Genomic DNA, 22,510 nt, shown 5'->3' with positions numbered 1-22,510 from the left:
AATCTTTCGGCGAACCGTCCCGTTCCCGCGCCGGAGCCAGACCGCACATGAACCGCAAACCCCTGATCGGCGTTCCCGCCTGCGCCCGCATGATGGGCGAGCACCCCTTCCACGTCGTCGGCGACAAGTATGTGCGGGCCGTGTCCGACGGGGCCGGCGGCATGCCGCTGCTGATCCCGGCGCTGGGCACCGCGCTCGACATGGAGGAGGTGGCGGGACGTCTGGACGGCCTGCTGGTGACCGGCAGCAAGTCCAACCTGGAGCCGCACCGCTACGGCGGCGCGCCGAGCGAGCCCGGCACGCTGCACGACCCGCAGCGCGACGACACCACCCTGCCGCTGATCCGCGCGGCGCTGGAGATGGGGGTGCCGCTGCTCGGCATCTGCCGCGGTTTCCAGGAGCTGAACGTCGCGCTGGGCGGCACGCTGCACCAGTCCGTGCACAGCATCCCCGGCTACGACGACCACCGCGAGGACGAGCGGACGCCGCTGGCTGTCCAGTACGGGCCGGCGCACACCGTGCGGCTGACGCCCGGCGGCGTGCTTGCGGGGTTGGCGGGCGGAGCGGCGGAGGTGCGGGTCAACTCCCTGCACGGGCAGGGCATCGACCGGCTGGCGAATGGGCTGGTGGTGGAGGCGACCGCACAGGACGGGTTGGTCGAAGCCGTGCGGGTGGCCGGCGCGCCGGCCTTCGCGCTGGCGGTGCAGTGGCACCCGGAATGGCGCTTCTGGGAGAACCCGCTGTCGGCGGCGCTGCTGCGCGCCTTCGGCGCGGCCGCGGTCGAACGGGCGCACCGCCGCATCGCCTGAGCGACCGGCGGGGGAAGATCCGCAAGGCCGGCGTGCCCGCAACGGACGGGCACACCGGCGTGAGACGGGGGCGGCGGAAGGGTCAGCCGGCGCGCGAGATGCGGCGCAGGAAATCGATGAGCTGGCCCTGCTCCTCCTCGGAGAGGTCCTTCACCATCGCCTTGTCGTGGGCCTCGATGCGCGGGATCAGCTCGTCCAGCAGCTTCTCGCCTTCCGGCGACAGGCGCAGGGCGTAGGACCGGCGGTCGTTCGGCGACGGCGCGCGGATCACGAGGCCGCGCGACTCGAGCCGGTCGATCACCGCGACCATGGTGGAACGGTCGATGCCCACCGCAGCGCCGAGGTCGGACTGCGACAGACCCTCGTTCTCCTTGATCATGATCAGCACGCCGAACTGGCCCGGCGTGATGTCGTGCGGCGCAACGGCGTTCTGGAAGCTTTGGAAGACGGCCACCTGCGCCTTGCGCAGGTTGTAGCCGACCAGCTCCGGCAGCGGGCCGAGAGCCATCCTTCCGGACTTGCCGGGGCGCTGGCGGCTGCGCCGGTCCCCGGGGGTGGAGCGGTCGATGTCTGTCAACGGGAGGGCCATGCTTTATTGACTTGTCTATTGGTCGGATAAAATGAAGGCAGGTGCTACTTTTGTCAGCAAGAACAACTCAATCCGCCTCATTTGCATAGCACGTATTCGCTCTACGCATTGGTTGTGTACGAAACCGGGGCCACCTCTACCTCCAAGAAGTGACCGCGTCCCCCTCCCGCAGGGCTATGCCTGACGTGGTTGCCCGCCCGTGGTCTTCCCCTGCCATCGACGGGATCCGAACAGGAGCTTCCGACGCCCGGTCCCCCCCAGACCGGGCGTCTTCGCGTCTGCGCTCCACTCAAATCAGGCCCGCTCGTGCGCGAATCGTCCGCGGGGTCGACCAAGCTTTGTGGCGAGGCTTGGTGGCCGGCCCGCTTTCCTATAGGTGTTTGGCCCTGAGTTTCTGGAATGCCCAAGCCCTGAATCCGTTAAGCCCCAACCCTGACAAGAGGCGCGCCATGGCCTACGCCATTCCCCTGTGGACCCAGCCCACCGTCCCGGTCGTCGGCGGCGATCCCTTCCCGGTCCGCCGCATCTACTGCGTCGGCCGCAACTACGCCGCCCACGCGCGCGAGATGGGCGCCGACCCGGACCGCGAGCCGCCCTTCTTCTTCATGAAGCCGGCCGACGCCATCGTCCCCGAGGGCAGCACCATCCCCTACCCGCCCAAGACCGCCAACCTGCACCACGAGATCGAGCTGGTCGCCGCCATCGGCAAAGGCGGCCGCGACATCCCGGTGGAGAGCGCGCTGGACCACGTCTACGGCTACGCCGTCGGGCTGGACATGACGCGCCGCGACCTGCAGAACGCGGCCAAGAAGGAGGGCAAGCCCTGGGACATGGGCAAGGGCTTCGACCAGTCCGCCCCCTGCGGCCCGATCCGCCGCGCCGCCGACATCGGCCATCCGGACAAAGGTGCGGTGACGCTGTCCGTGAACGGCGCCGAGCGCCAGCGGGGCGACCTGTCCGACCTGATCTGGTCCGTTTCCGAAACGATCAGCTATCTGTCTGGCCTGGTCGAGCTTCAGCCCGGTGACCTGATCTACACCGGCACGCCGGAGGGCGTCGGCGCCGTGGTGTCCGGCGACACGCTGGAGGGCGCCGTTGAGGGCGTCGGCACCATCACCATCACGATCGGCTGAGGCGGGGCGGATGCGCATCGCCACCTGGAACATCAACTCCGTCCGCATGCGGATGGAGTTGCTGCTGCGCCTGATCGACGAGGCGCAGCCCGACGTGATCTGCCTGCAGGAAACCAAGGTCGTGGACGCGGACTTCCCGTTCGCACCCTTGGCCGAGAAGGGCTTCACCCACGCCCACGTGCACGGGATGAAGAGCTACAACGGCGTCGCCATCCTGGCGAAGCAGCCCTTCGTCTCCCGCGACGTGCAGCACTGGTGCAACAAGCAGGACTGCCGCCACGCCATCGCCGAGCTGCCGGGCGGCATCGAGCTGCACAGCGTCTACATCCCGGCGGGCGGAGACATTCCGGACCCGGAACAGAACGACAAGTTCGCCCACAAGCTTCAGTTCGTGGACGAAATGACCGAGTGGTGGGCCACGAAGCGCAGCCCCGAACGGCGGATGGTGATGGTCGGCGACCTGAACATCGCGCCGCTGGAGCACGACGTCTGGAGCCACAAGGAGCTGCTGAAGATCGTCTCCCACACGCCCATCGAGGTGGAGAAGCTGACGGCGATGCAGTCCTCCATCGGCTGGGTGGACGCGGTGCGCCACTTCGTTCCGCCCGATCAGAAGCTCTACACCTGGTGGAGCTACCGCGCGAAGGACTGGGCGGCGTCGGACCGCGGCCGGCGGCTGGACCATGTCTGGGTGACGCCGCCGCTGAAGGACAGCCTGAAGGGCTACCAAATCCTCCGCGACGCCCGCGGCTGGGAGCCGAAACCGTCCGACCACGTGCCGGTGATCGTGGATTTGGATGTGTAGCAAAGCCCTTCTCCCCTCCGGGGAGAAGGGTTGGGATGAGGGGGCGGCCGCAGGCCGGATACGCACGCTCATTGCAGTGCTGAGACGCCCTGCGGGCGCCCCCTCACCCTAACCCTCTCCCCAGAGGGGAGAGGGGATTTATTCCACCATCGGCACGTTCATCGCCACCACGCTCGGCGTGCCGTCCGCGGCGATGCGGAAGCGGTGGAAGCAGCCGTCGGTCAGGCGGTGCGCCGGCTTGGCGACCATGTCCCAGCCCGTCGCCAGCGCGTAGAGCGCACGCATCACCCCGTTGTGCGCCACGGCCCCGGTCGGCCGGCCGTCCGCCGCGACCTCCGCCAGCCAGGGCTTCAGGCGGTTCTGGACGTCGCGCGGGCTCTCGCCGCCCGGCGCGTGGAAGTCGAGGCCGAGCCGTTCCCGCTCCGCCGTCAGGGCGCCGCTGGCCCGCAGATCCTCCAGCAGGCGGCCTTCCCACTCCCCCCAGTTCATCTCCACCAGCCGGGGTTCCGCTTCGGGGGCGAGGCCGAGCCGTTGGGCCGTCTCCCAGGCGCGGCGCTTCGGGCTGGCAACCCAGCGATAGGCCAGAACGTCGGCCGGCAAACGCCAGGTTGCGACTCGGGCACGGCCAGCGTCGGACAACGGCTCGTCGACGCTGCCCTGGATGCGGCCGGCGGCGTTCCAGGCGGTCGGCCCGTGGCGCAGGATAATCAGCTCGGTCATGGTGCTCCCGTATGCGCGATGCGGCGGACCAGAGTGTCCAGGTCCCGCACCGCGGTGGCGAAATCATGCTCCTCGGCGGCGACTCGGCGCGCGGCCTCCCCCATGGCCCGGCGGCGGTCGGGGTCGCGGAGCAGCGACAGGGCGGCGGCGGCGAAGGCCGCGGCGTCGCCGACCGGCGGCAGAAGGCCGCCGACACCGTCGCGCACCACGTCCGGCACGCCGCCCGTCCGCCCGGCGACGACCGGCAGTCCGGCGGCCTGCGCCTCCAGCAACGCCATGCCGTAGGCCTCGTTCACCGCCGGCCAGACCATCAGGTCGGCCGCGGCGTACAGCGCGGCAAGGTCGGGGAGGGATTGTTGGCCGAGGAAATGGACAAGCATTCCGGCGAAGAGCGACTCGACGCGCGGCCGTGCGGGGCCGTCGCCGACGATGAGGAGGTGTGGCGAGGCCAAGTCGCTTGCCCCCTCCCCAACCCTCCCCCGCCTTTGGCGGTGGAGGGAGTCAGGCCCCCTCTCCCGCGAAGCGGGGGAGGGTTGGGGAGGGGGCATGGTCAGCAGCGCCATCGCCTCCGCCAAAATCCCGTACGACCGCTCCTTGTCGCCGCCGCGCATCATGCCGACGGCGAGCAGCCAGGGGGCGTCCAGGGGGAGGCCGTAACGGGCCGCCAAGTCCGCGCGGTGGTGGTCGCGCTGCTCGGCGGCGGCGGCGAAGGGGGCGGTCTCGACGAAGGGGCGCAGGCGGACGAGGCGGTCCGGCGACTCCAGCAGCGGCAGCACGCCCTCCGCGTCGTGGCCGGCGAGGGTGACGACCGCGGCGGCCTGGCGGATCGCCGCCTCGGCCGCGCGGTGGCCGGGGGCGAAAGGGCCGGTGGCGCGCTTGGGCGCGAAGGAGGCTTCCGCCACCACGTAAGGAAGGCCGAAGCGCCGGCACAGCGCCGGGCCGATCCAGTCCGGGGCCTTGTGGTAGAGGTGGTAGGTGAACCAGAGGTCCGGCGGCGCCCCTTTTTCCCAGCGCGCGGCCAGCCGGTCGGCGCAGCGCGCGCCGAGCGCGGCCAAGCGCTCCGCCCGGCCGGGGGTGCGGCCGTCGTCCCAGCTGCGCAGGGTGGACACCAGAGTCACCTCGTGCCCCGCGGCCTCCAGTGCCGCCATCAGCAGCCGGGCCATGCGGCGGTCGCCCGAGGGCACCGGGTGGGTCGGCGCCTTCAAGGGCGCGTAGAAGGCGATGCGCATGCCCGCCCAGGCACTCCGTTCCGCGACGACAGGGCGGCGCTCAGAGAGCCAGCGCGTCCGCCGCGGCGATCACGCGGTTCCGGCCCGCCGCCTTCGCAAGATACAGCGCCTCGTCCGCGCAGGACAGCATGGCGTCCACCGACCGCTCGCCCGACCGGCAGGAGGACACGCCGATGGAGACGGTAATGCTGACGTCACCGGTCCCGGAAGCAACCGCCAGCTCCGCCGTGCGGCTGCGGATGCGCTCCGCCACCATGCGGGCGCCGGCCATGTCGGTTTCCGGCAGAAGGATGGCGAACTCCTCCCCGCCCATGCGGCCCAGCAGGTCGTTGCTGCGCAGGATGCCGCGGCAGGCGTCGGCGAACAGGCGCAGCGCCTCGTCCCCCACGGCATGCCCGTGGGTGTCGTTGATGCGCTTGAAATGGTCGATGTCCAGCGCCAGCAGGCTGATCGCCCGGCCGTAGCGGCGGGCGCGCGCCAGCTCCTGCTCCGCCACATCGAAGAAATGGCGGCGGTTGAAGACGCCGGTCAGCGGGTCGGTGATCGACAGCTGCCGCAGCCGCTCCTCGCTTTCCTTCAGGGCGGTCACGTCGTTGATCAGCACGTAGATGACCGGCAGCCCGTCCCAGGGCAGCGGCGACATGCTGACCTGCGCGCTGGTGCGCCGCCCGTCCACGGCCAGGATGACGCCGTCCTGCGAGCGGACCAGTTCACGCCCCTTCAGGCAGCGCAGGAAGGCCGCGCGCTGGGCCTCCGTATCGGCATCCTCCACGAAGTCGAGGAAGTGGCGCCCGATCAGCGCGTCGCCGCCCAGGCCCAGGATGCGCGCCGCCTCCTGGTTGGCGAAAACGATGCCCATCTCCTGGTGGATCAGCAGGCCGGCCGGCAGCAGGTCGAGAAGGTCGCCGAGCTTGCTGCGCGTGACCGACAGCTCATGGCTGGTGACGACGGCGTCGGCATCGTCGTCCAACTCGAAAAAGTTGAGGAGGGCCGGAGCGCCGGTTTCGGAGGTGAGGGCCATGATGTCGCGTAGGTGGCGCAGCAGCCACACACTATCGCGCGACGGTCAGCCGTGCAACGCGCAACAGGCCGCAGCCCCCACAAAAGACATACGCCCATAGTGGACACCATCCCCGCCGGTGAAGCGGGCGAACAGCCGGTCGATGCCCGAGTCGCAGCCGAAATCCCGCCGCACGCGCGCCGCCCCCGCCGCGCCCAGGGCCGTGCGCCCGGCCGGGTCGCAGATCAGCGATTCCAGCGCCGCGGTCAGCGCCGGGGCATCGTCGGGCGGCACCAGCCGGCCGGTGGCGCCGTCCTCGATCAGCTCCGCCACCGCGGCGGCGCGGGTGGACAGGCAGGCCAGCCCCTGGGACTGCGCCTCCATCAGCACGTTGGGCAGCCCGTCGCGGTCGCCGTCGCGGGCGGTCCGGCAGGGCAGCACGAACAGATCGGCGCGGCGGTACTGGGCGATGACCGCGTCCTGCGCCCGCGCCCCCAGCCAGTCGATCCGGTCGGACAGACCGAGCCGGGCCGCCTGCTCCTTCAGCGCGCCCAGCCGGTCGCCGCCGCCGACATGGACCCAGCGCCAGTGCAGCCCGGCGGGCAGCCGGGCCAGCGCGTCGACCAGCAGGTCGAAGCCCTTCTTCTCCACCGCCCGGCCGACCGACAGCAGGATCGCCGGGTCGGCGGGGTCGGAGCCGTCGCGCGCCGGCCGGGACGCCGGCGGGTCGGGGAAGCGGGCGAAGTCGAGGCCGTGGTACAGCAGCTCCACCCGCCCGGGCTCCGGCGCCAGCGCCTGGAGATGGGCGTGGCCCAGCGCCGTGCAGGTGACGCCCCAGCGCGCCTCGGCCAGCTTCTCCCGCAACTCCCACGCCGGCGAGGTCCAGATGTCCTTGGCGTGGGCGGAGAAGCTCCAGGGCAGGCCGGTCAGCAGCGCCGTGTAGCGGGCGACGCTGGCCGGGGTGTGCAGGAAATGGGTGTGCAGCCAGGTGACGTCGGCCGGCAGCTCCGCCGCCAGCACGCAGGCCTGGCCGAAGCGGCGCGCCCGGTTGCGGGTGGGGTCGCGGCGCAGGTCGGCGATCCAGGCGGCCCGCGCCGCCCGCCAGCCCGGCCGGCGCCGCGCCGCGGCCAGCGCGCGCAGCACCCGCGCCGGCTCCTGGTGCAGGTATTCCGGCAGGTAGGTCACGGGGGCTTTGATGCGGCGGTTCAGGTCATGCACCGCCTTGTCCGTCGGTTGACGCAGGCTGACGAGGACTTGACGCAACCCGCGCTGCTCCAGCCCCAGGATCTCCTGCGCGATGAAGGTCTCCGACAGGCGCGGCCAGCCCTTGACGATGACGGCGACGGTCACGCTCACTCCCCGGCGGCCAAGCGGCGGATCGGCTCGACATTGGCGGGGACGCAAGTCGCCTTGTGCACCGGCAGGTGACGGCCGGCGAGGCGGTTGACGCTCTCCAGCCCGTCCAGCAGGCCCGGCACGACCACCGCGGAGGGCGGCGCCTGCCAGGGCAGACGGCGCAGCGCCGCCGCCATGGCCCCGGCGTCGCGCACGCCGTCGTCCATCAGGACGGAGACGAGCCCCAGCTCCTCCGCGCGGGCGGCGCGGATGGTCTGTTCCCGCCGCGGCGTTTCACGTGGAACGATCAGCGCCTTCTTGTCGAAGGACAGGATCTCGCAGAAGGTGTTGTAGCCGCCCATGGCGACCACGCCGACCGCGCCTTGCATCAGCCGCTCCATCCGCGACTCGAAGGCGGTGGCCTCCACCTTGCCCAGCGCCTCGGCGCGGGCCATGAACTCCGCCTGCAAATCCGGCTGCATGAAGGGACCGAAGACCAGCACGGCGCGGTAGGGGATGCCGGGGTCGCTCTCGTAGGCGCGCAGCACCCAGTCGACCAGCGCCTCCCCGTCGCCGCCGCCGCCGGCGGTGACCAGGATGTAGGGCTCCTCCGGCAGGCCGGCGCCGTGCGGAACGGCGGGCGGCACGGTGCGGTGCAGATAGCCGGTGTAGACCATCTTGTCGCGCACCGACTGCGGCACCTCGATGCCTTCCAGCGGGTCGCAGACCTGCGGCAGGCCGTAGACCCAGATCTCGTCGTACAGGTTTTCCAGCGCCGGCAGGACCTTCTTGCGCTCCCATTCCGGGGCGAGCAGGGCCGGTTCGTCCATGACGTCGCGCAGGCCCAGCACCAGCGGCACGCCGCGGCGCTTCAGGTCCTCCAGCGTCTCGCGCACCTCGCCGCGCAGGCCCAGCGGCTCCTTGTCCACGATGAACAGGTCGGGCTGGTAGATCTCCGCCGTGTGGCGGATCAGCGAGGCCCGCATGCCCAGGATCTCGTCGATGTCCAGGTGCAGGTTCAGCGCGGTGTATTCCCCGTTGCGCAGCTTGATCACGCCGGGGATGCGCACGAAGTCCACCCGCGTCCGGAAGTCGAAGCTGCCGACGATGGGCGACCCGGAGAGGATCAGCACGGACAGGTTGTTGTAGCGTTCCACCAGCGCATGCGCGATGGCGCGGCAGCGGCGCAGATGGCCGAGCCCGAACGTGTCGTGGCTGTAGATGAGCACGCGGCCCGAGGTCGGACGTTCACTCATGAGCTTCCTTCCTCTCGTGTCTGGCGCTGGGATGCTCGAAGGACGGGAACGCGTCATGCTGCCCTTACGGTTCTAGCAGATGGGGGACATATGAACCATGCGGATAGAAGGCATACGAACCCTGACCTTGGTGGTTAAGGCCTTTCCGGCCATCTTCTTGGCAGCCGTGCCGCGGAGGGGGTAAGGTTTCTGCCTCCTCTGCGCATTGGCGCCCCCTTGCGTAGAATGGCGCCATGGAATCCAGCATCTTTCAGTTCATCCTTCGCCACAGCACGCGCCAGCAGGTCGTCCTGACCATCATGACGCTGGCGTCGTTCCCGTTCTTGTACGCTTCTCTGGATTTGCCGAAGCGGATCGTCAACGAAGCCATCGCCGGCAAGAAGCTGCCGGAGACGTTCCTCGGCTTCCATCTCGATCAGGTTACATATTTGTGGGTGCTGTGCGGCCTGTTCCTGATCCTGGTGGTCCTGAACGGCTGGTTCAAGTACATCATCAACACCTACAAGGGCCGGCTGGGCGAGCGGATGCTGCGCCGGCTGCGCTACGAGCTGTATGTGCGGGTCCTGCGGTTCCCGCTGCCGCGCTTCCGCAAGATGTCGCCGGGCGAGATCATCCCGATGATCACCGCGGAGGTGGAGCCGCTGGGCGGCTTCATCGGGGACGCCATCGCCATCCCGGTCTTCCAGGGCGGCACGCTGCTGGTCTACATCGCCTTCATCTTCATCCAGGACCCGGTGCTGGGGGCGGCCGCGGTGTCGCTCTACCCCTTCCAAGGGTGGCTCATTCCACGGTTGCAGCGCAAGGTCAACCAGCTCGGCAAGCAGCGCGTACGTGCCATGCGCCAAATCGCCGACCGCATCGGAGAGACGGTGTCCGGCATCCAGGAGGTGCACACCCACGACACCGCCGCTTGGCATCTGGCGGACCTCAGCCACCGGCTGGGCGACGTCTACGACATCCGGTTCGAGATCTACCAGCGCAAGTTCTTCGTCAAGTTCCTCAACAATTTCATCAACCAGCTGACGCCCTTCTTCTTCTACGCGATCGGCGGCTATCTGGTGATCCACGGCCGGTTGTCCTTCGGCGCGCTGGTGGCGGTGCTGGCCGCCTACAAGGACCTGGCCGCCCCCTGGAAGGAGCTGCTGGACTGGTACCAGCAGAAGGAGGACAACCGGATCAAGTACGAGCAGGTGGTGGAGCAGTTCCACGTCCCCGACCTGCTGGAGGACCGGCTGCTGAGCGCGGAGGAGGACCTCCCCCTGCGCGGCACGCTGACCTTCCAGAACGTCGGCTTCGGCGAGGACGGCGGCAGCCGGGTGCTGGAGGCGGTCAACTGCGACATCCCGCTGGACGGCCACACGGCGGTGATCGGCATCGGGTCCGGACGGGACGAGCTGGCGCAGCTGGCGGCCCGGGTGCTGCTGCCCAGCTCCGGCCAGATCCGGCTGGGGGAGACCGACTACACCGCCCTGCCGGAAAGCGTGACCGGGCGGCGCGCCACCTATGTGGGGGCGACGCCCTACCTGTTCTCCGCCTCGCTCTACGACAACCTCGTCTACGGCCTGCGCCACCGCCCGATGCGCGCCGGCGAGCATGAGGAGCCGCCGGAGCGCCGCCGGCGCCGCCTGTCGGAGGCGATGCTGTCCGGCAACGCCACCTACGACACGCGGGCGGACTGGATCGACTACGCCGCCGCCGGCTGCGACGGGCCGGCCGACCTGAAGGCGCGCATCCTGAAGGTGCTGACGCTGGTGAACCTGGACGACGACGTCTACGCCATGGGCCTCAGCCGCACCGTGGATCCGGAGCAGAGGCCGGAGGTGGCCGCCGCGGTGATGGAGGCGCGCGAGGCCATGCGCGCCATGCTGGAGGAGAACCCGGACCTCGGCCGGCTGGTCGAACGGTTCGACCCCGCCCGCTTCACCATGAATTCCAGCGTGGCGGAAAACCTGCTGTTCGGCACGCCGGTCGGCCCGATCTTCCAGCCGGACGCGCTGGCCTCCAATCCTTACGTGCTGCATGTGCTGGCTAAGGTCGGGCTGACCGACCGCTTCCTGGAGATCGGCCACAAGGTGGCGGAAACCATGGTCGAGCTGTTCGCCGGCCTGCCGCCGGGGCACGAGTTCTTCGAGCGCTTCTCCTTCATCGGCTTCGCCGAGCTGCCGGAATACCAGGCGATCCTGGCGCGCACCGCCAAGGACGGGCTGGGCGCCCTGCGGCCGGCCGAGCGCACGCGGCTGATGTCCCTGCCCTTCCGCCTGATCCCGGCCCGCCACCGCCTGGGCCTGATCAAGCCGGAAGGCGAGGCGCGGCTGCTGGAGGCACGGCGCGTCTTCGCCGAGGATCTGCCGGCCGACCTGCGCGGCGCCGTCGCCTTCTTCGAGCCGGACACCTACAACGCCGCCGCCAGCATCCAGGACAACATCCTGTTCGGCAAGCTGGTCTACGGGCAGGCCCAGGTCGGTTCGAAGGTCGGGCGCATCCTGGCGGATCTCGTGGACCGGCTGCACCTGCGCGACACGGTGGTGGAGGTCGGGCTGGACCACCCCGTGGGCGTGGCGGGCTCCCGCCTGTCGGCCGCCCAGCGGCAGAAGGCGGCGCTGGCCCGCGCGATGCTGAAGCGGCCGGACGTGTTGATCCTCAGCGAGGCGACCAGCGGCCTGGACACGGCCAGCCAGAACAAGGTTCACAGCGCCATCATGGAAGACCGCAAGGGCTGTGGACTAATCTGGGTGCTGCACCGTGCGGCCTTGGCACGCGCCTTCGACCGCGTCATTGTGCTGAAGGACGGGCGTATCGCCGAACAGGGACGCTTCGAAGACTTGAGCAAACCGGGCACTGTTCTTCATGAGATGATGGCCGCCGAGTAGTTCGGCGCGGAAGATGGAGACCGATGGCATGAGCATCGCCGAGGAAGTGGAATGCCTGCGGAGGATTCCGCTGTTCGCCAACATCGACACCTCCAAGCTGAAGCTGCTGGCCTTCACGAGCGAGCGGATGTCCTTCCGCGCCGGCGACGTGCTGTTCCACCAGGACGACACCGGGACCTGCGCCTACATCCTGATGAGCGGCGAGGCGGAGGTGATGGTCAACGGCCCCGGCGGCCCGGTGCCGGTCGCCACGCTGGCCTCCAACGAGATCGTCGGGGAGATCGCCATCCTCTGCGACGTGCCGCGCACCGCCACCGTCCGCGCGGCGACCGACCTGGAGACGCTGTGCGTGCCGAAGGACCACTTCTTCCAGCTGGTCACCGAGTTCCCGCAGATGGGCCTTGAGATCATGCGCGTCCTCGCCCACCGCCTGGAACAGACCACGCTGCGCCTGCGCGAGGTGCTGAGCGGGAAGGTGTAGAGCCCTTGCATTGGGCCCCCACAAAGCTTTTGCGTTGGGCCCCCACAAAGTTTTTGCGTTGGGCCCCCACCCTAACCCTCCCCCACTGACGCGGGGGAGGGAACTCCGCCGCCCGTTCCCTAAAGCCCCTCCCCCCGCGAAGTGGGGGGAGGCTGGGAGGGGGGCCCAACACGACGACTCAGCCCTCCCAACCGCCACCGCCCCAGGTCCCCATGCGCGTCCTCTTCCACGTCCAGCATCTGCTCGGCATCGGGCACGACCGGCGCGCGGCGCTGATCGCGCGGGGGCTGTCCGCGGCCGGGATGGCGGTGACGGTGCTGCGCGGCGGGCATCCGGTGCCGGGCATCGACTACGGACCGGCCGAGATCGTCCAGCTTCCCCCCGCCCGCGCCGCCGACGAGACCTTCAAGACCCTGCTGGACGAGCACAGCCGGCCCATCGACGAGGCGTGGCGCGCCCGGCGGCGCGCGGCGGTGCTGGAGGCCTTCGAGCGGATTCGGCCCGACGCGCTGCTGGTCGAATCCTTCCCCTTCGGCCGCCGCGCCTTCCGGTTCGAGCTGCTGCCCCTGCTGGGGGCGGCGCGCGCCGCCGGCGCCGTCACCGCCTGTTCCGTCCGCGACATCCTGGTCGCGAAGAACAACCCGGACCGGCTGGAGGAGACCGTCTCCACCGTGGAGCGGCTGTTCGACCGCGTGCTGGTGCACGGCGACCCAGACCTGATTCCTTTCGAGGCCACCTTCCCCGCCGCCGCGCGCATCGCCGACCGCATCCGCTACACCGGCTACGTCGCCGCCCCGCCCTCCTCCAACGCCGAATCGGCGGACGGGACCGGCGAGGTGATCGTTTCGGTAGGCGGCGGGGCCGTCGGGCTTCCGCTGCTGCGGGCGGCGCTGGGCGCCCGCGCCCTGGAATCGCTGGGGGGTTCTCTGGCCGACGCCCCCTGGCGCCTGCTCGCCGGGCCGGACGTGCCGGAGGACGCCGTCCGCGCGCTGGCCGCCGAGGCGCCGCCGGGCGTGGTGGTGGAGCGCGCGCGGCCGGACTTCCCCGCCCTGCTCCGCCGCTGCCGCCTGTCGATCAGCCAAGCCGGCTACAACACCGTGCTGGACCTGCTGCAGGCCGGCTGCCGCGCCGTGGTCGTGCCCTTCGCCGCCGGCAGCGAGACCGAGCAGGCCACCCGCGCCCGCCTGCTGGAAGGCCGCGGCCGGCTGGTCGTCGTGGAGGAGGCGGGGCTCACCCCGCAGACCCTGGCCGACGGCGTGGCCCGGGCGCTCGCCCTGCCCCCGCCCCCCGCAATCCCCCTCCGCCTGGACGGCGCCGCCGCCACCGCCCGCCTGCTGACCGAAGCGGCGCACCGGTTGCGGGCGTAGGTTGGGTGGAGCGCAGCGCAACCCAACATCGTTCGCCATGCCGCGTGTGTTGGGTTCCGCCTGCGGCTCCACCCAACCTACGATTCGGCCCCACCGGCCGCTAAACCAATCGAGACGCTTGGATTTGTCACAGTGGCGCGCCATGCTGGGGCTCGACTCACGCCTCGGCAGGCCTTCGCGATGACGACCACCGCTCCTGTCCGCCCCAGGGTCGTCCCGCCGCCCGCCACATGGCATGATCTGGACGGGGAACTGGACGCCTGGGCCGACTCCGGCCTCGCCGCCACCTTCTGGTGGCGCGACGACGACGCCACCACGACGACGCCCGCGCTGGCGCGGATGGCCGGCATGTCCCAGTCCACGGCTGCGCCATTGGCGCTGGCGGTCATCCCGGCGGAGGCCCAGGCCGACCTCGCCGCCACCCTGGACCGCCACCCCACCGTCACCGTGCTCCAGCACGGCTGGTCGCACGCCAACCACGCGGTGCCGCCGGCCAAGAAGTGCGAGTTGGGCCCCGACCGCCCGGCCGACGCCGTGCTGGCGGAACTGGCCGAGGGCCGGCGCCGGCTGGAGCGGCTGTTCGGCCCGCGCGCCCTGCCCGCCCTGGTGCCGCCCTGGAATCGCATCGCGCCGGAGGTCGCCGGCCGATTGGCGGAGGTCGGCATCCGCGGGCTGTCCACCTACGGGCCGCGCCGGTTGACGCTCCCCGGCGTCACTTGCGTCAACACGCATGTGGACCCGATCGCCTGGAAGGAGGGAAAGCGCTTCCTGGGCGAGGCGAAATCGCTGGGCATGGCCGTGGCACACCTGCGCGCGCGGCGCAGCGGCAATGTTGACACAACAGAGCCCACCGGCCTGTTGACGCACCATCTGGTCATGGACGACGAAACCTGGGCCTTCACCGAGCGTTTGCTGTCCAAGGTCCGGCACCACCCGGCAGCCCGCTGGCTGCCGGCCGACACTCTGTTCGGGGCCGAGAAGGGAGCCCATTGAATGGCCGAGACGCTGCGCTATCCCCCCAACGTCCTGCTGGGCGACTACGCCCGTGCGATGGCGGGGCTGGCCCTGACGGCGCTGCCGCTGGCGCTTCTCCAGGTCACGCCCTGGATCGCCGGGCCGCTGGCGCTCTGCGCGCTGCTGTTCGCCGTCTTCGCCCTGCGCACCGCACAAAGGCAGATGACCCGGGTCACCATGGACGAGGAGGCCCTGCGCGCCGAGGGGCCGCTGGGCGCGACGATCCGCTGGGACGCGCTGTCGGATCTGCGGCTGCGCTACTACGCCACCAAGCGCGGCCGCGACGACGGCTGGATGCAGGCGACGCTGATTGGACGCGGCAGCACAATAAGGATCGATTCCAACCTCGACGGCTTCGACGCGGTGATCGAGCGCGCGGTCACCGCCGTGCGGACCAACGGCCTGCGGCTGAGCCGGGTCACCATCGACAACCTGCTGGCGCTGGGCATCACACCACCTGAGCCCTTGCCTGAGGATACCCCATCATGAGCCGCACGCTGCTTCGCGTGGAGGATCTGAAGGTCGATTTCCATGTTCCGGGCGGCGTGGTCAGCGCGGTGCGCGGCGTCTCCTTCCGGGTCAAGGCGGGCAGCACGGTGGCGCTGGTCGGCGAGTCGGGCTCCGGCAAGTCGGTGGCGGCGCAGTCGATCCTGCGCATCCTGCCACGCTCCGCCGCCATCACCGGCGGGCGCATCCTGTTCGACCCCCAGGCCGCCGACGGGGACCCCGTCAATGGGGATGCCATCAACGGGAACGGCGCCAACGGGAACGGCGGCCTCATCGACATCGCCGGCCTGAAGGCCGACGGAACGACGATGCGTGCCCTGCGCGGCGGGCAGATCTCCATCATCTTCCAGGAGCCGATGACCTCCCTGTCGCCGCTGCACACCATCGGCGACCAAGTGGGCGAGGCCGTGCAGCTGCACCAGCGGGTGACGGCCAAGCAGGCCCGGGCGCTGGCGGAGGACATGCTGCGCCGGGTGCGCTTCCCGGACCCTCGCCGAGCGCTGGACACCTACCCGTTCGAGCTGTCGGGCGGCCTGCGCCAGCGCGCGATGATCGCCATGGCGCTGGTCTGCCGCCCCGCCCTGCTGATCGCCGACGAGCCGACCACCGCGCTGGACGTCACCATCCAGGCGCAGATCCTGAAGCTGATCAAGGATCTCCAGGCCGACCTGGGCATGGCCGTGCTGCTGATCACCCACGACCTGGGCGTCGTCGCCAACCTCGCGGAGGAGGTGGTGGTCATGCACCGCGGCCGGGTCATGGAATCCGGCACGCGGGAGGACATCTTCGCCGACCCCCGCCATCCTTACCTGAAGGCGCTGCTGAACGCCGTGCCGCGCTTCGACATGGCGCCCGGCGAGCGGCTGGTGCCGATCCGCTCCATCACCTCCACCGGCGGCAGCCTGCTGGAGAAGGACCACCAGCCCTGGTCGCCCACCGCCGACGAGGCCGGGCCGCTGCTGGCCGTGGACGGCATCTGCAAGCGCTACGGCGCGCGCAAGGCCGGCTGGTTCGGCGCCAAGGCTGGTGCCGGCACCCTGGCGGTGGACGACGTCAGCTTCTCCATCAAGCGCGGCGAATGCGTCGGGCTGGTCGGCGAGTCGGGCTGCGGCAAGACCACCCTGTCGAAGATCCTGATGCGCGCGCTGACGCCGGACCACGGCACCGTCCGCTTCAACGACCATGGCCGCATCGTCGACGTGCTGGGGCTGGAGGGCGACGCCCTGACCGCCTTCCGCCGCAAGGTGCAGTTCGTCTTCCAGGACCCCTACGGCTCCCTGAACCCGCGCATGCCCGTCTTCGACATCATCGCGGAGCCGCTGGTCATCCACGGCATCGGCGACGAGGCGGAGCGCAAGGCGCGCGTGAAGGAGCTGATGGGGCTGGTCGGGCTGGACGTCCGGCACCTGCGGCGCTACCCGCACAGCTTCTCCGGCGGCCAGCGCCAGCGCATCGGCATCGCCCGCGCGCTGGCCCTGCGGCCGGAGCTTCTGCTGCTGGACGAGCCGGTGTCGGCGCTCGACGTCTCCATCCAGGCGCAGGTGCTGAACCTGCTGAAGGACCTGAAGGAGCGGCTGGGCCTGACCTACCTGTTCGTCAGCCACAATCTGGCGGTGGTGGACTACATGGCCGACCGCATCCTGGTCATGTGCCGCGGCCGGATCGTCGAGTCGGCCCCGCGCGAGGCGCTGTTCCGCAACCCGGTCCATCCCTACACCCGCGCCCTGCTGGCCGCCGTGCCGGAGCCGGACCCCAGCCGCCCGCTGTCCCTGACCGACCTGGAGGAGGGCCGCGCCTCCGACCCCGCGCGCTGGCCCGCCCCCTTCACCATCGACGAGGCGCACCAGCCGCACCTGGTCGACCTCGGCAACGGCCACTGCGTGCGCGCCGAAGCCTCGGTGCGGGTGAAGGAGGTGGCGTGATGCGACGCATGCTCTTCAATCCCCTCTCCCGCCCCGGGAGAGGGTGCCCGCGTCAGCGGGCGGGTGAGGGTGCCGCCGAGGATCAGCGCCGTGATTCTTGCGCGACCCTCACCCGGCGCTTCGCGCCACCCTCTCCCGGGACGGGAGAGGGAGTGTGGCGGCGCCCTGCCCTGCTGGCTTTTGCTTTCCTGACTTTGAGTGCCTTCACCGGCATCGAGCCGCCGATCCTGGAGAACGCGGTCGGGTCGGGCGCGCTGCCGCCGGTCGAGAAGCGCCTGCCGGAACACCCCTCCGTCGTGGCGATGGACTGGCCCTGGCAGAAGCCGGGGCGGCACGGCGGCGACCTGAACATGCTGATGGCGCGGGTCAAGGACACCCGGCTGATCTACGTCTACAGCTACGCCCGGCTGGTCGCGTTGACCCCCGACCTGAAGATCGTCCCGGACATCCTGGAGTCGGTGGACGAGACGGACAGCCGCGTCTTCACCTTCCACCTGCGCCGCGGCCACCGCTGGTCGGACGGCCAGCCCTTCACCACCGAGGACTTCCGCTACTGGTGGGAGGACATGGCGACCAACCCCAAGCGCTACCCCGGCGGGCCGCCGCCGGAAATGCTGGTCGCGGGCGAGAAGCCGAAGGTGGAGTTCCTGGACGAGGTCACCGTCCGCTACAGCTGGAGCCGCCCGAACCCCTTCTTCCTGCCCATGCTGGCCGGGGCGAAGCCGGTCGAGATCTACGCGCCGGCCCATTACCTGAAGCAGTTCCATCCCCGCTACACCGACGAGGCGACGCTGAAGCAGCGGGTGGAGGAGGCGCGCCAGAAGAGCTGGCAGCAGCTTCACAACCGCAAGGACAACCTGACGGAGTTCGACAACCCCGACCTGCCGACGCTCCAGCCCTGGGTGCCGGTCACCGCCCCGCCGGCGGAGCGCTTCGTCTTCGTGCGCAATCCTTACTTCCACCGCGTGGACGCAGGCGGCCGGCAGCTGCCCTACATCGACCGCGTCATCATGACCGTGGCCGACGCCAAGATCATCCCGGCCAAGACCGGCGCGGGCGAGAGCGACCTCCAGGCCCGCTACCTGCGGTTCGACAACTACACCTTCCTGACGCAAGGGGCGAAGCGCAACGACTACCGGGTGAAGCTGTGGCGCACCGGCATCGGGGCGCAGATGGCGCTGTTCCCGAACCTGACCTGCAACGACCCGGTCTGGCGCGCGCTGAACCGCGACGTCCGCTATCGCCGCGCCCTGTCGCTGGCCATCGACCGGGAGGAGCTGAACCAGGTCATCTACTACGGCCTCGCCACCCCGTCGAACAACACGCTGCTGGAGGCCTCCCCCCTGTGGAAGGCCGACTACCGCGACCGCTGGGCCAACTTCGACGTGCGCGAGGCCAACCGGCTGCTGGACGCGGTCGGCCTGACCAAGCGCGACGTGAACGGCGTGCGCCTGCTGCCCGACGGCCGCCCGCTGGAGATCGTCGTGGAGGCGGCCGGCGAAAGCACGGAGGAGACCGACGCGCTGGAGCTGATCGCCGACAGCTGGCGCCGCATCGGGGCGCGGCTGTACATCCGCACCTCGCAGCTGGACGTGTTCCGCAACCGCATCTTCTCCGGCGAGACCTGCATGTCCATCGCGCGCGGCCTGGACGACGCCATCGCCACCGCGGACATGAGCCCGGCGGAGATGGTCCCCGTCGACCAGGCCAAGTACGAATGGCCGAAATGGGGCCAGTATCACCAGACCATGGGCAAGGACGGCGAACCGCCCGACATGCCCGCCGCGAAGGAGCTGCTGGACGCCTACCGCGCCTGGCGCGACGCCACCGACGAGCAGGGCCGGGCCGCGGCCTGGGAACGCATCCTGACCATCAACGCCGACCAGGTCTTCACCATCGGCACGGTCGCCGGGGTGCCCCAGCCCGTGGTCGCGCGGCAATCCCTGCGCAACCTGCCCGCCGAGGGCCTGTTCAACTACGATCCCGGCGCGCATTTCGGCATGTACCGGCCGGACACCTTCTGGTTCGAGGCGAAGGAGAACGGCGGGTGATGAGGGCGCATGCGTTCATACCCTCTCCCCTCTGGGGAGAGGGAAGGGTGAGGGGGTCCGGCATTTGCCGAACCTTCCGGTCCCCCGTGGTCCCCCTCACCCCGACCCTCTCCCCAGAGGGGAGAGGGAGAAAGGAAGCGCCATGCTGGGCTATGTGACTCGCCGCATCCTGATCATGATCCCGACGCTGCTGGCGATCAGCGCGATCACCTTCGTGATCATCCAGCTGCCGCCCGGCGACTATCTGACCTCCATGGTCAACGAGATGCAGAGCCGGGGCGAAAGCATGGACCAGGGCCGGCTCGCCATGCTGCGGGAGACCTACGGGCTCGACCGGCCGATGATCGAGCAGTACGCGCTGTGGCTGGCCGGCATGCTGCGCGGCGACTTCGGCTATTCCTTCGAATACAACATGCCGGTGTCGGACGTGGTGGGCGACCGGCTGGTGCTGACCGTGGTGATCTCCGTCGCCACGATCATCTTCATCTGGGGCGTGTCCTTCCCCATCGGCATCTATTCCGCCACCCACCAGTACAGCCTGGGCGACTACACGCTGACCCTGCTGGGGTTCCTGGGGCTGGCCGTGCCCAACTTCCTGCTGGCGCTGGTGCTGCTGTATCTCGCCAACGTGTGGTTCGGCACCTCCATCGGCGGGCTGATGGACCCGCGCTTCCTCGGCCAGCCCTGGAGCGTGCCCAAGGCCATGAGCGTGCTGGAGCACATGTGGATCCCCGTCATGGTCATCGGCACCGCCGGCACCGCCGCGATGATCCGCCGCCTGCGCGCCAACCTGCTGGACGAGCTGCACAAGCCCTACGTCGTCACCGCGCGGGCCAAGGGGCTGCCGCCCGGCCGGGCGCTGTGGAAATACCCGCTGCGCGTGGCGCTGAACCCCTTCATCTCCGACATCGGCAACCTGCTGCCGCAGATCGTGTCCGGCGCCGCGGTGGTGTCGGTGGTGATGTCGCTGCCCACCACGGGGCCGATGCTGCTCCAGGCGCTGCGCAGCCAGGACATGTACCTGGCCGGGTCCTTCCTGATGTTCCTGGCCGTGCTGACGGTCGTCGGCGTGTTCCTGTCCGACCTCGCGCTGGCCGCGCTTGATCCACGCATCCGCCTGGGCGGAGGAAGCCGGCGATGACCGACACCACACAAGACCGTCTGGCGCCCGACGACCGCCTGCCCCACCGGGTGGACACCGCCCCCTGGGACCCGGAGGAGGTGGAGCACCTGTCGCCGGAGCAGGAGCGCTTCACCACCGCGTCCCAGTGGTGGATGGTCTGGTGGAAGCTGCGGCGGCACCGGCTGGCGGTGATCTCCGGCGTGATCCTGCTGCTGCTCTACGCCTCCACGCTGGTGAGCGAGGTCCTGGCGCCCTACGCGGTGGACAGCCGCCATTCCCGCTTCATCCACGCCCCGCCGCAGGCGGTGCACCTGTTCCACGAGGGCCAGTTCGTCGGGCCCTTCGTCTACGGCTACCGCTACAATCTGGACCTGGAGACGCTGCGGCGCGAATACACGCCCGACCCCGCCAAGGTGCAGCCGATCCGCTTCGTCTGCCGCGGCGACCCCTACCAGTTCTGGGGCTTGGTGGAGACCAATTGGCACCTCGCCTGCCCGGCGGAGGGCGGGACGCTGTTCCTGCTGGGCACCGACCGGCTGGGCCGCGACCTGCTGTCGCGCATGATCTACGGCACGCGCATCTCGCTGACCATCGGCCTGATCGGCATCACGGTCAGCTTCGTGCTGGGCATCACCATCGGCGGCATCGCCGGCTATTACGGCGGCTGGGTGGACAACCTGATCCAGCGCCTGATCGAGATCATCCGCTCCTTCCCGGAGCTGCCGCTGTGGATGGCCTTGTCGGCGGCATTGCCCGTCACCTGGAACCCGATCTTCGTCTATTTCGGGATCACGGTGATCCTGGGACTGCTGGAATGGACAGGCCTCGCCCGCGCGGTGCGGTCGAAGCTGCTGGCGCTCCGCGAGGAGGACTTCACCACCGCGGCCCAGCTGATGGGCGCCAAACCCTCCCGCATCATCGGCCGCCACCTGCTGCCGAGCTTCATGAGCCACCTGATCGCGTCCGCGACCCTGGCCATCCCCGGCATGATCCTGGGCGAGACCGCCCTGTCCTTCCTGGGCCTGGGCCTGCGCCCGCCGATCACCAGCTGGGGCGTCCTGCTGACCGAGGCGCAGAACATCAACGTGGTGGCGCTCTACCCCTGGCTGATGCTGCCGGTGGTCCCGGTGATCGTCACCGTGCTAAGCTTCAACTTCCTTGGCGACGGCTTGCGGGACGCGGCGGATCCGTATCGGTGATCAGGGTTTCCGCCTCGCCACGGCCAGGACCGGCGCCGGCTGGTCCTTGAGCTGGGCGAGGACGTAGCGGACGCGGGCCAGGTCGGGTTCGGCCTTGCTGCCCGGAACGACGCGCGCGGCCACGATGTTCACCGACGCCGGGGCCGGCTTGCGCGGCGCGGGCGCGGCGGCCGGAGGGGCGACAGGAGTCGGGGCGGCGGCCGGGGCGGGCGCCGGGACGGGGTCGGCGTCCGCCACCGTGTCCACGAGCCGGTCCAGATCGGCCTGGGCGACCTGCGTCTCCCGCACGGCGGGGGCCGGTTGCGGCGGCTCCACCTTGGCAACCTCGACTGGCGGCAGGGCTGGGGCGGTCTTGGACGTCGGCGGCTTGTAGGGGGTGTTGACCCGCGCCTCCAGGAGGGCCGGGGGCAGGCGCTGCTCCCCGCCCTTGGGAGTCCAGGTGCGGAAGGGGCCGGTGTCCACATGGACGTGCCCGGTGTGGGCGTAGAGCGCATAGCCGCCGCGCTGCATGGCCGCAGCCTCGTCGGCGAGCCGGCGGGGGGCGACGCCGGGGATGTAGATGTCCGCGGCCTGGGCGCGCATGTGGTAGCTGTGCTCGGCCACGTTCCCGTTGCTGCGGGCCAGCGCCGCGTTGGTCGCCTGCGACCGGAAGCCGGAGGTCAGGTAGATCGGCGTGTCCGCCGACGCGCCGCAGCGCTGACGCAGCTCCACCAGCATATCGACCAGCGCGGGATCGACGGGGATCGCTTCCCCGGTGCGGCGGTCGCGGAACAGCGCGGATATCTGCTGCAGGGCCGCACGGTCGTAGCCATCAGGGCGCCAGTAGGTCACGTTGACCATCTCCCCGCTGGCGGGATGGTAAAGCGTGATCGAGCGCTGGTCGCCGACGAGCGTCACCTGGGGAGCAGGGGTGGAGGCGCAGCCGGCAAGACAACCGCCGGCAAGCGCGCCAAGCATGGAAAGCCGCAGAAAAGACCGCATCATTCTCCCCAGAGTTCCCCCTGTGGTTGCATGCGATCCTGAATACCATAATTGTCACATGATGCAGCAGTGACAAGTCACCGCGCGCCTGTGCGAATTCCTTGTTTGTGGCGGAAAAA

Annotated in this window: 19 protein-coding genes; 12 read left to right on the top strand and 7 right to left on the bottom strand. The window is 70.2% G+C overall.

Going from position 1 to position 22,510, the window contains the following annotated elements; all coding sequences use genetic code 11:
- The first annotated feature begins 47 nt into the window (after positions 1-47).
- Positions 48-809 (top strand): gamma-glutamyl-gamma-aminobutyrate hydrolase family protein, encoded by a 762-nt coding sequence (locus J2851_RS18355; RefSeq protein ID WP_209767840.1) that lies wholly within the window; start codon positions 48-50, stop codon positions 807-809.
- 82 nt (positions 810-891) lie between these two features.
- Here J2851_RS18355 and J2851_RS18350 read toward each other — a convergent pair whose 3' ends face one another.
- On the bottom strand, positions 892-1,398 hold the full coding sequence (locus tag J2851_RS18350) for a MarR family winged helix-turn-helix transcriptional regulator (protein WP_209767839.1): 507 nt from the start codon (positions 1,396-1,398) through the stop codon (positions 892-894).
- 449 nt (positions 1,399-1,847) lie between these two features.
- On the opposite strand from J2851_RS18350, the gene J2851_RS18345 reads away from it, so the two are divergent.
- Positions 1,848-2,531 (top strand): fumarylacetoacetate hydrolase family protein, encoded by a 684-nt coding sequence (locus tag J2851_RS18345; RefSeq protein ID WP_209767837.1) that lies wholly within the window; start codon positions 1,848-1,850, stop codon positions 2,529-2,531.
- A gap of 10 nt (positions 2,532-2,541) precedes the next feature.
- On the top strand, positions 2,542-3,336 hold the full coding sequence (gene xth / locus J2851_RS18340) for an exodeoxyribonuclease III (RefSeq protein WP_209767836.1): 795 nt from the start codon (positions 2,542-2,544) through the stop codon (positions 3,334-3,336).
- A 138-nt stretch (positions 3,337-3,474) separates the two neighbouring features.
- Here xth and J2851_RS18335 read toward each other — a convergent pair whose 3' ends face one another.
- Genes J2851_RS18335 through J2851_RS18315 form a run of 5 tightly spaced genes read right to left on the bottom strand, consistent with a single transcriptional unit; the run spans position 3,475 to position 8,876 of the window.
- A complete protein-coding gene (locus J2851_RS18335; protein ID WP_209767834.1) occupies positions 3,475-4,056 on the bottom strand; it encodes a histidine phosphatase family protein in 582 nt (193 codons plus the stop codon).
- On the bottom strand, positions 4,053-5,285 hold the full coding sequence (locus tag J2851_RS18330) for a glycosyltransferase family 4 protein (RefSeq protein WP_209767833.1): 1,233 nt from the start codon (positions 5,283-5,285) through the stop codon (positions 4,053-4,055). Before J2851_RS18330 ends, J2851_RS18335 begins: the two co-directional genes overlap by 4 nt.
- 40 nt (positions 5,286-5,325) lie before the next feature.
- The gene (locus tag J2851_RS18325) at positions 5,326-6,306 is read right to left on the bottom strand and encodes a GGDEF domain-containing protein (protein ID WP_209767832.1); all 981 of its coding nucleotides are present in this window, start codon (positions 6,304-6,306) and stop codon (positions 5,326-5,328) included.
- A gap of 45 nt (positions 6,307-6,351) precedes the next feature.
- Entirely contained in the window at positions 6,352-7,635 is a 1,284-nt protein-coding gene (locus tag J2851_RS18320) for a glycosyltransferase family 4 protein (RefSeq protein WP_209767831.1), read from the bottom strand.
- 2 nt (positions 7,636-7,637) lie between these two features.
- A complete protein-coding gene (locus J2851_RS18315) occupies positions 7,638-8,876 on the bottom strand; it encodes a glycosyltransferase family protein (protein WP_209767830.1) in 1,239 nt (412 codons plus the stop codon).
- Positions 8,877-9,109: 233 nt separating this feature from the next.
- Here J2851_RS18315 and J2851_RS18310 point away from each other — a divergent pair, with 233 nt between their 5' ends.
- From J2851_RS18310 to J2851_RS18270, 9 genes are all read left to right on the top strand, one after another.
- Positions 9,110-11,746, top strand: coding sequence for an ABC transporter ATP-binding protein (locus J2851_RS18310; protein WP_209767829.1), 2,637 nt, complete (start codon positions 9,110-9,112; stop codon positions 11,744-11,746).
- A gap of 28 nt (positions 11,747-11,774) precedes the next feature.
- The gene (locus J2851_RS18305; protein ID WP_209767828.1) at positions 11,775-12,227 is read left to right on the top strand and encodes a cyclic nucleotide-binding domain-containing protein; all 453 of its coding nucleotides are present in this window, start codon (positions 11,775-11,777) and stop codon (positions 12,225-12,227) included.
- A 212-nt stretch (positions 12,228-12,439) separates the two neighbouring features.
- Entirely contained in the window at positions 12,440-13,594 is a 1,155-nt protein-coding gene (locus J2851_RS18300; RefSeq protein WP_209767827.1) for a glycosyltransferase family protein, read from the top strand.
- 180 nt (positions 13,595-13,774) lie between these two features.
- The gene (locus J2851_RS18295; protein WP_209767826.1) at positions 13,775-14,587 is read left to right on the top strand and encodes a polysaccharide deacetylase family protein; all 813 of its coding nucleotides are present in this window, start codon (positions 13,775-13,777) and stop codon (positions 14,585-14,587) included.
- Positions 14,588-15,097 (top strand): hypothetical protein, encoded by a 510-nt coding sequence (locus J2851_RS18290; protein ID WP_209767825.1) that lies wholly within the window; start codon positions 14,588-14,590, stop codon positions 15,095-15,097. It begins immediately after the preceding gene.
- The gene (locus tag J2851_RS18285) at positions 15,094-17,037 is read left to right on the top strand and encodes an ABC transporter ATP-binding protein (protein WP_209767824.1); all 1,944 of its coding nucleotides are present in this window, start codon (positions 15,094-15,096) and stop codon (positions 17,035-17,037) included. Before J2851_RS18290 ends, J2851_RS18285 begins: the two co-directional genes overlap by 4 nt.
- Positions 17,038-17,189: 152 nt before the next feature.
- Positions 17,190-19,088: an ABC transporter substrate-binding protein gene (locus J2851_RS18280; RefSeq protein ID WP_307419708.1), complete on the top strand. Its 1,899-nt coding sequence runs from the start codon at positions 17,190-17,192 to the stop codon at positions 19,086-19,088.
- Positions 19,089-19,230: 142 nt separating this feature from the next.
- The gene (locus J2851_RS18275) at positions 19,231-20,229 is read left to right on the top strand and encodes an ABC transporter permease (protein ID WP_209767823.1); all 999 of its coding nucleotides are present in this window, start codon (positions 19,231-19,233) and stop codon (positions 20,227-20,229) included.
- Positions 20,226-21,410, top strand: a complete 1,185-nt coding sequence (locus tag J2851_RS18270; RefSeq protein WP_209767822.1) for an ABC transporter permease — start codon at positions 20,226-20,228, stop codon at positions 21,408-21,410. The genes J2851_RS18275 and J2851_RS18270 overlap by 4 nt, the downstream gene beginning before the upstream one ends.
- Here J2851_RS18270 and J2851_RS18265 read toward each other — a convergent pair whose 3' ends face one another.
- Positions 21,411-22,394: a peptidoglycan L,D-endopeptidase MepK gene (locus J2851_RS18265; protein ID WP_246500751.1), complete on the bottom strand. Its 984-nt coding sequence runs from the start codon at positions 22,392-22,394 to the stop codon at positions 21,411-21,413.
- Between the last annotated feature and the right edge of the window lie 116 nt (positions 22,395-22,510).

The organism is Azospirillum rugosum (assembly GCF_017876155.1).
In the GTDB taxonomy this organism is placed as follows: domain Bacteria; phylum Pseudomonadota; class Alphaproteobacteria; order Azospirillales; family Azospirillaceae; genus Azospirillum; species Azospirillum rugosum.
The sequence above is the reverse complement of the archived record's forward strand: the minus strand, read 5'-3'. Positions and strand labels throughout refer to the sequence as shown.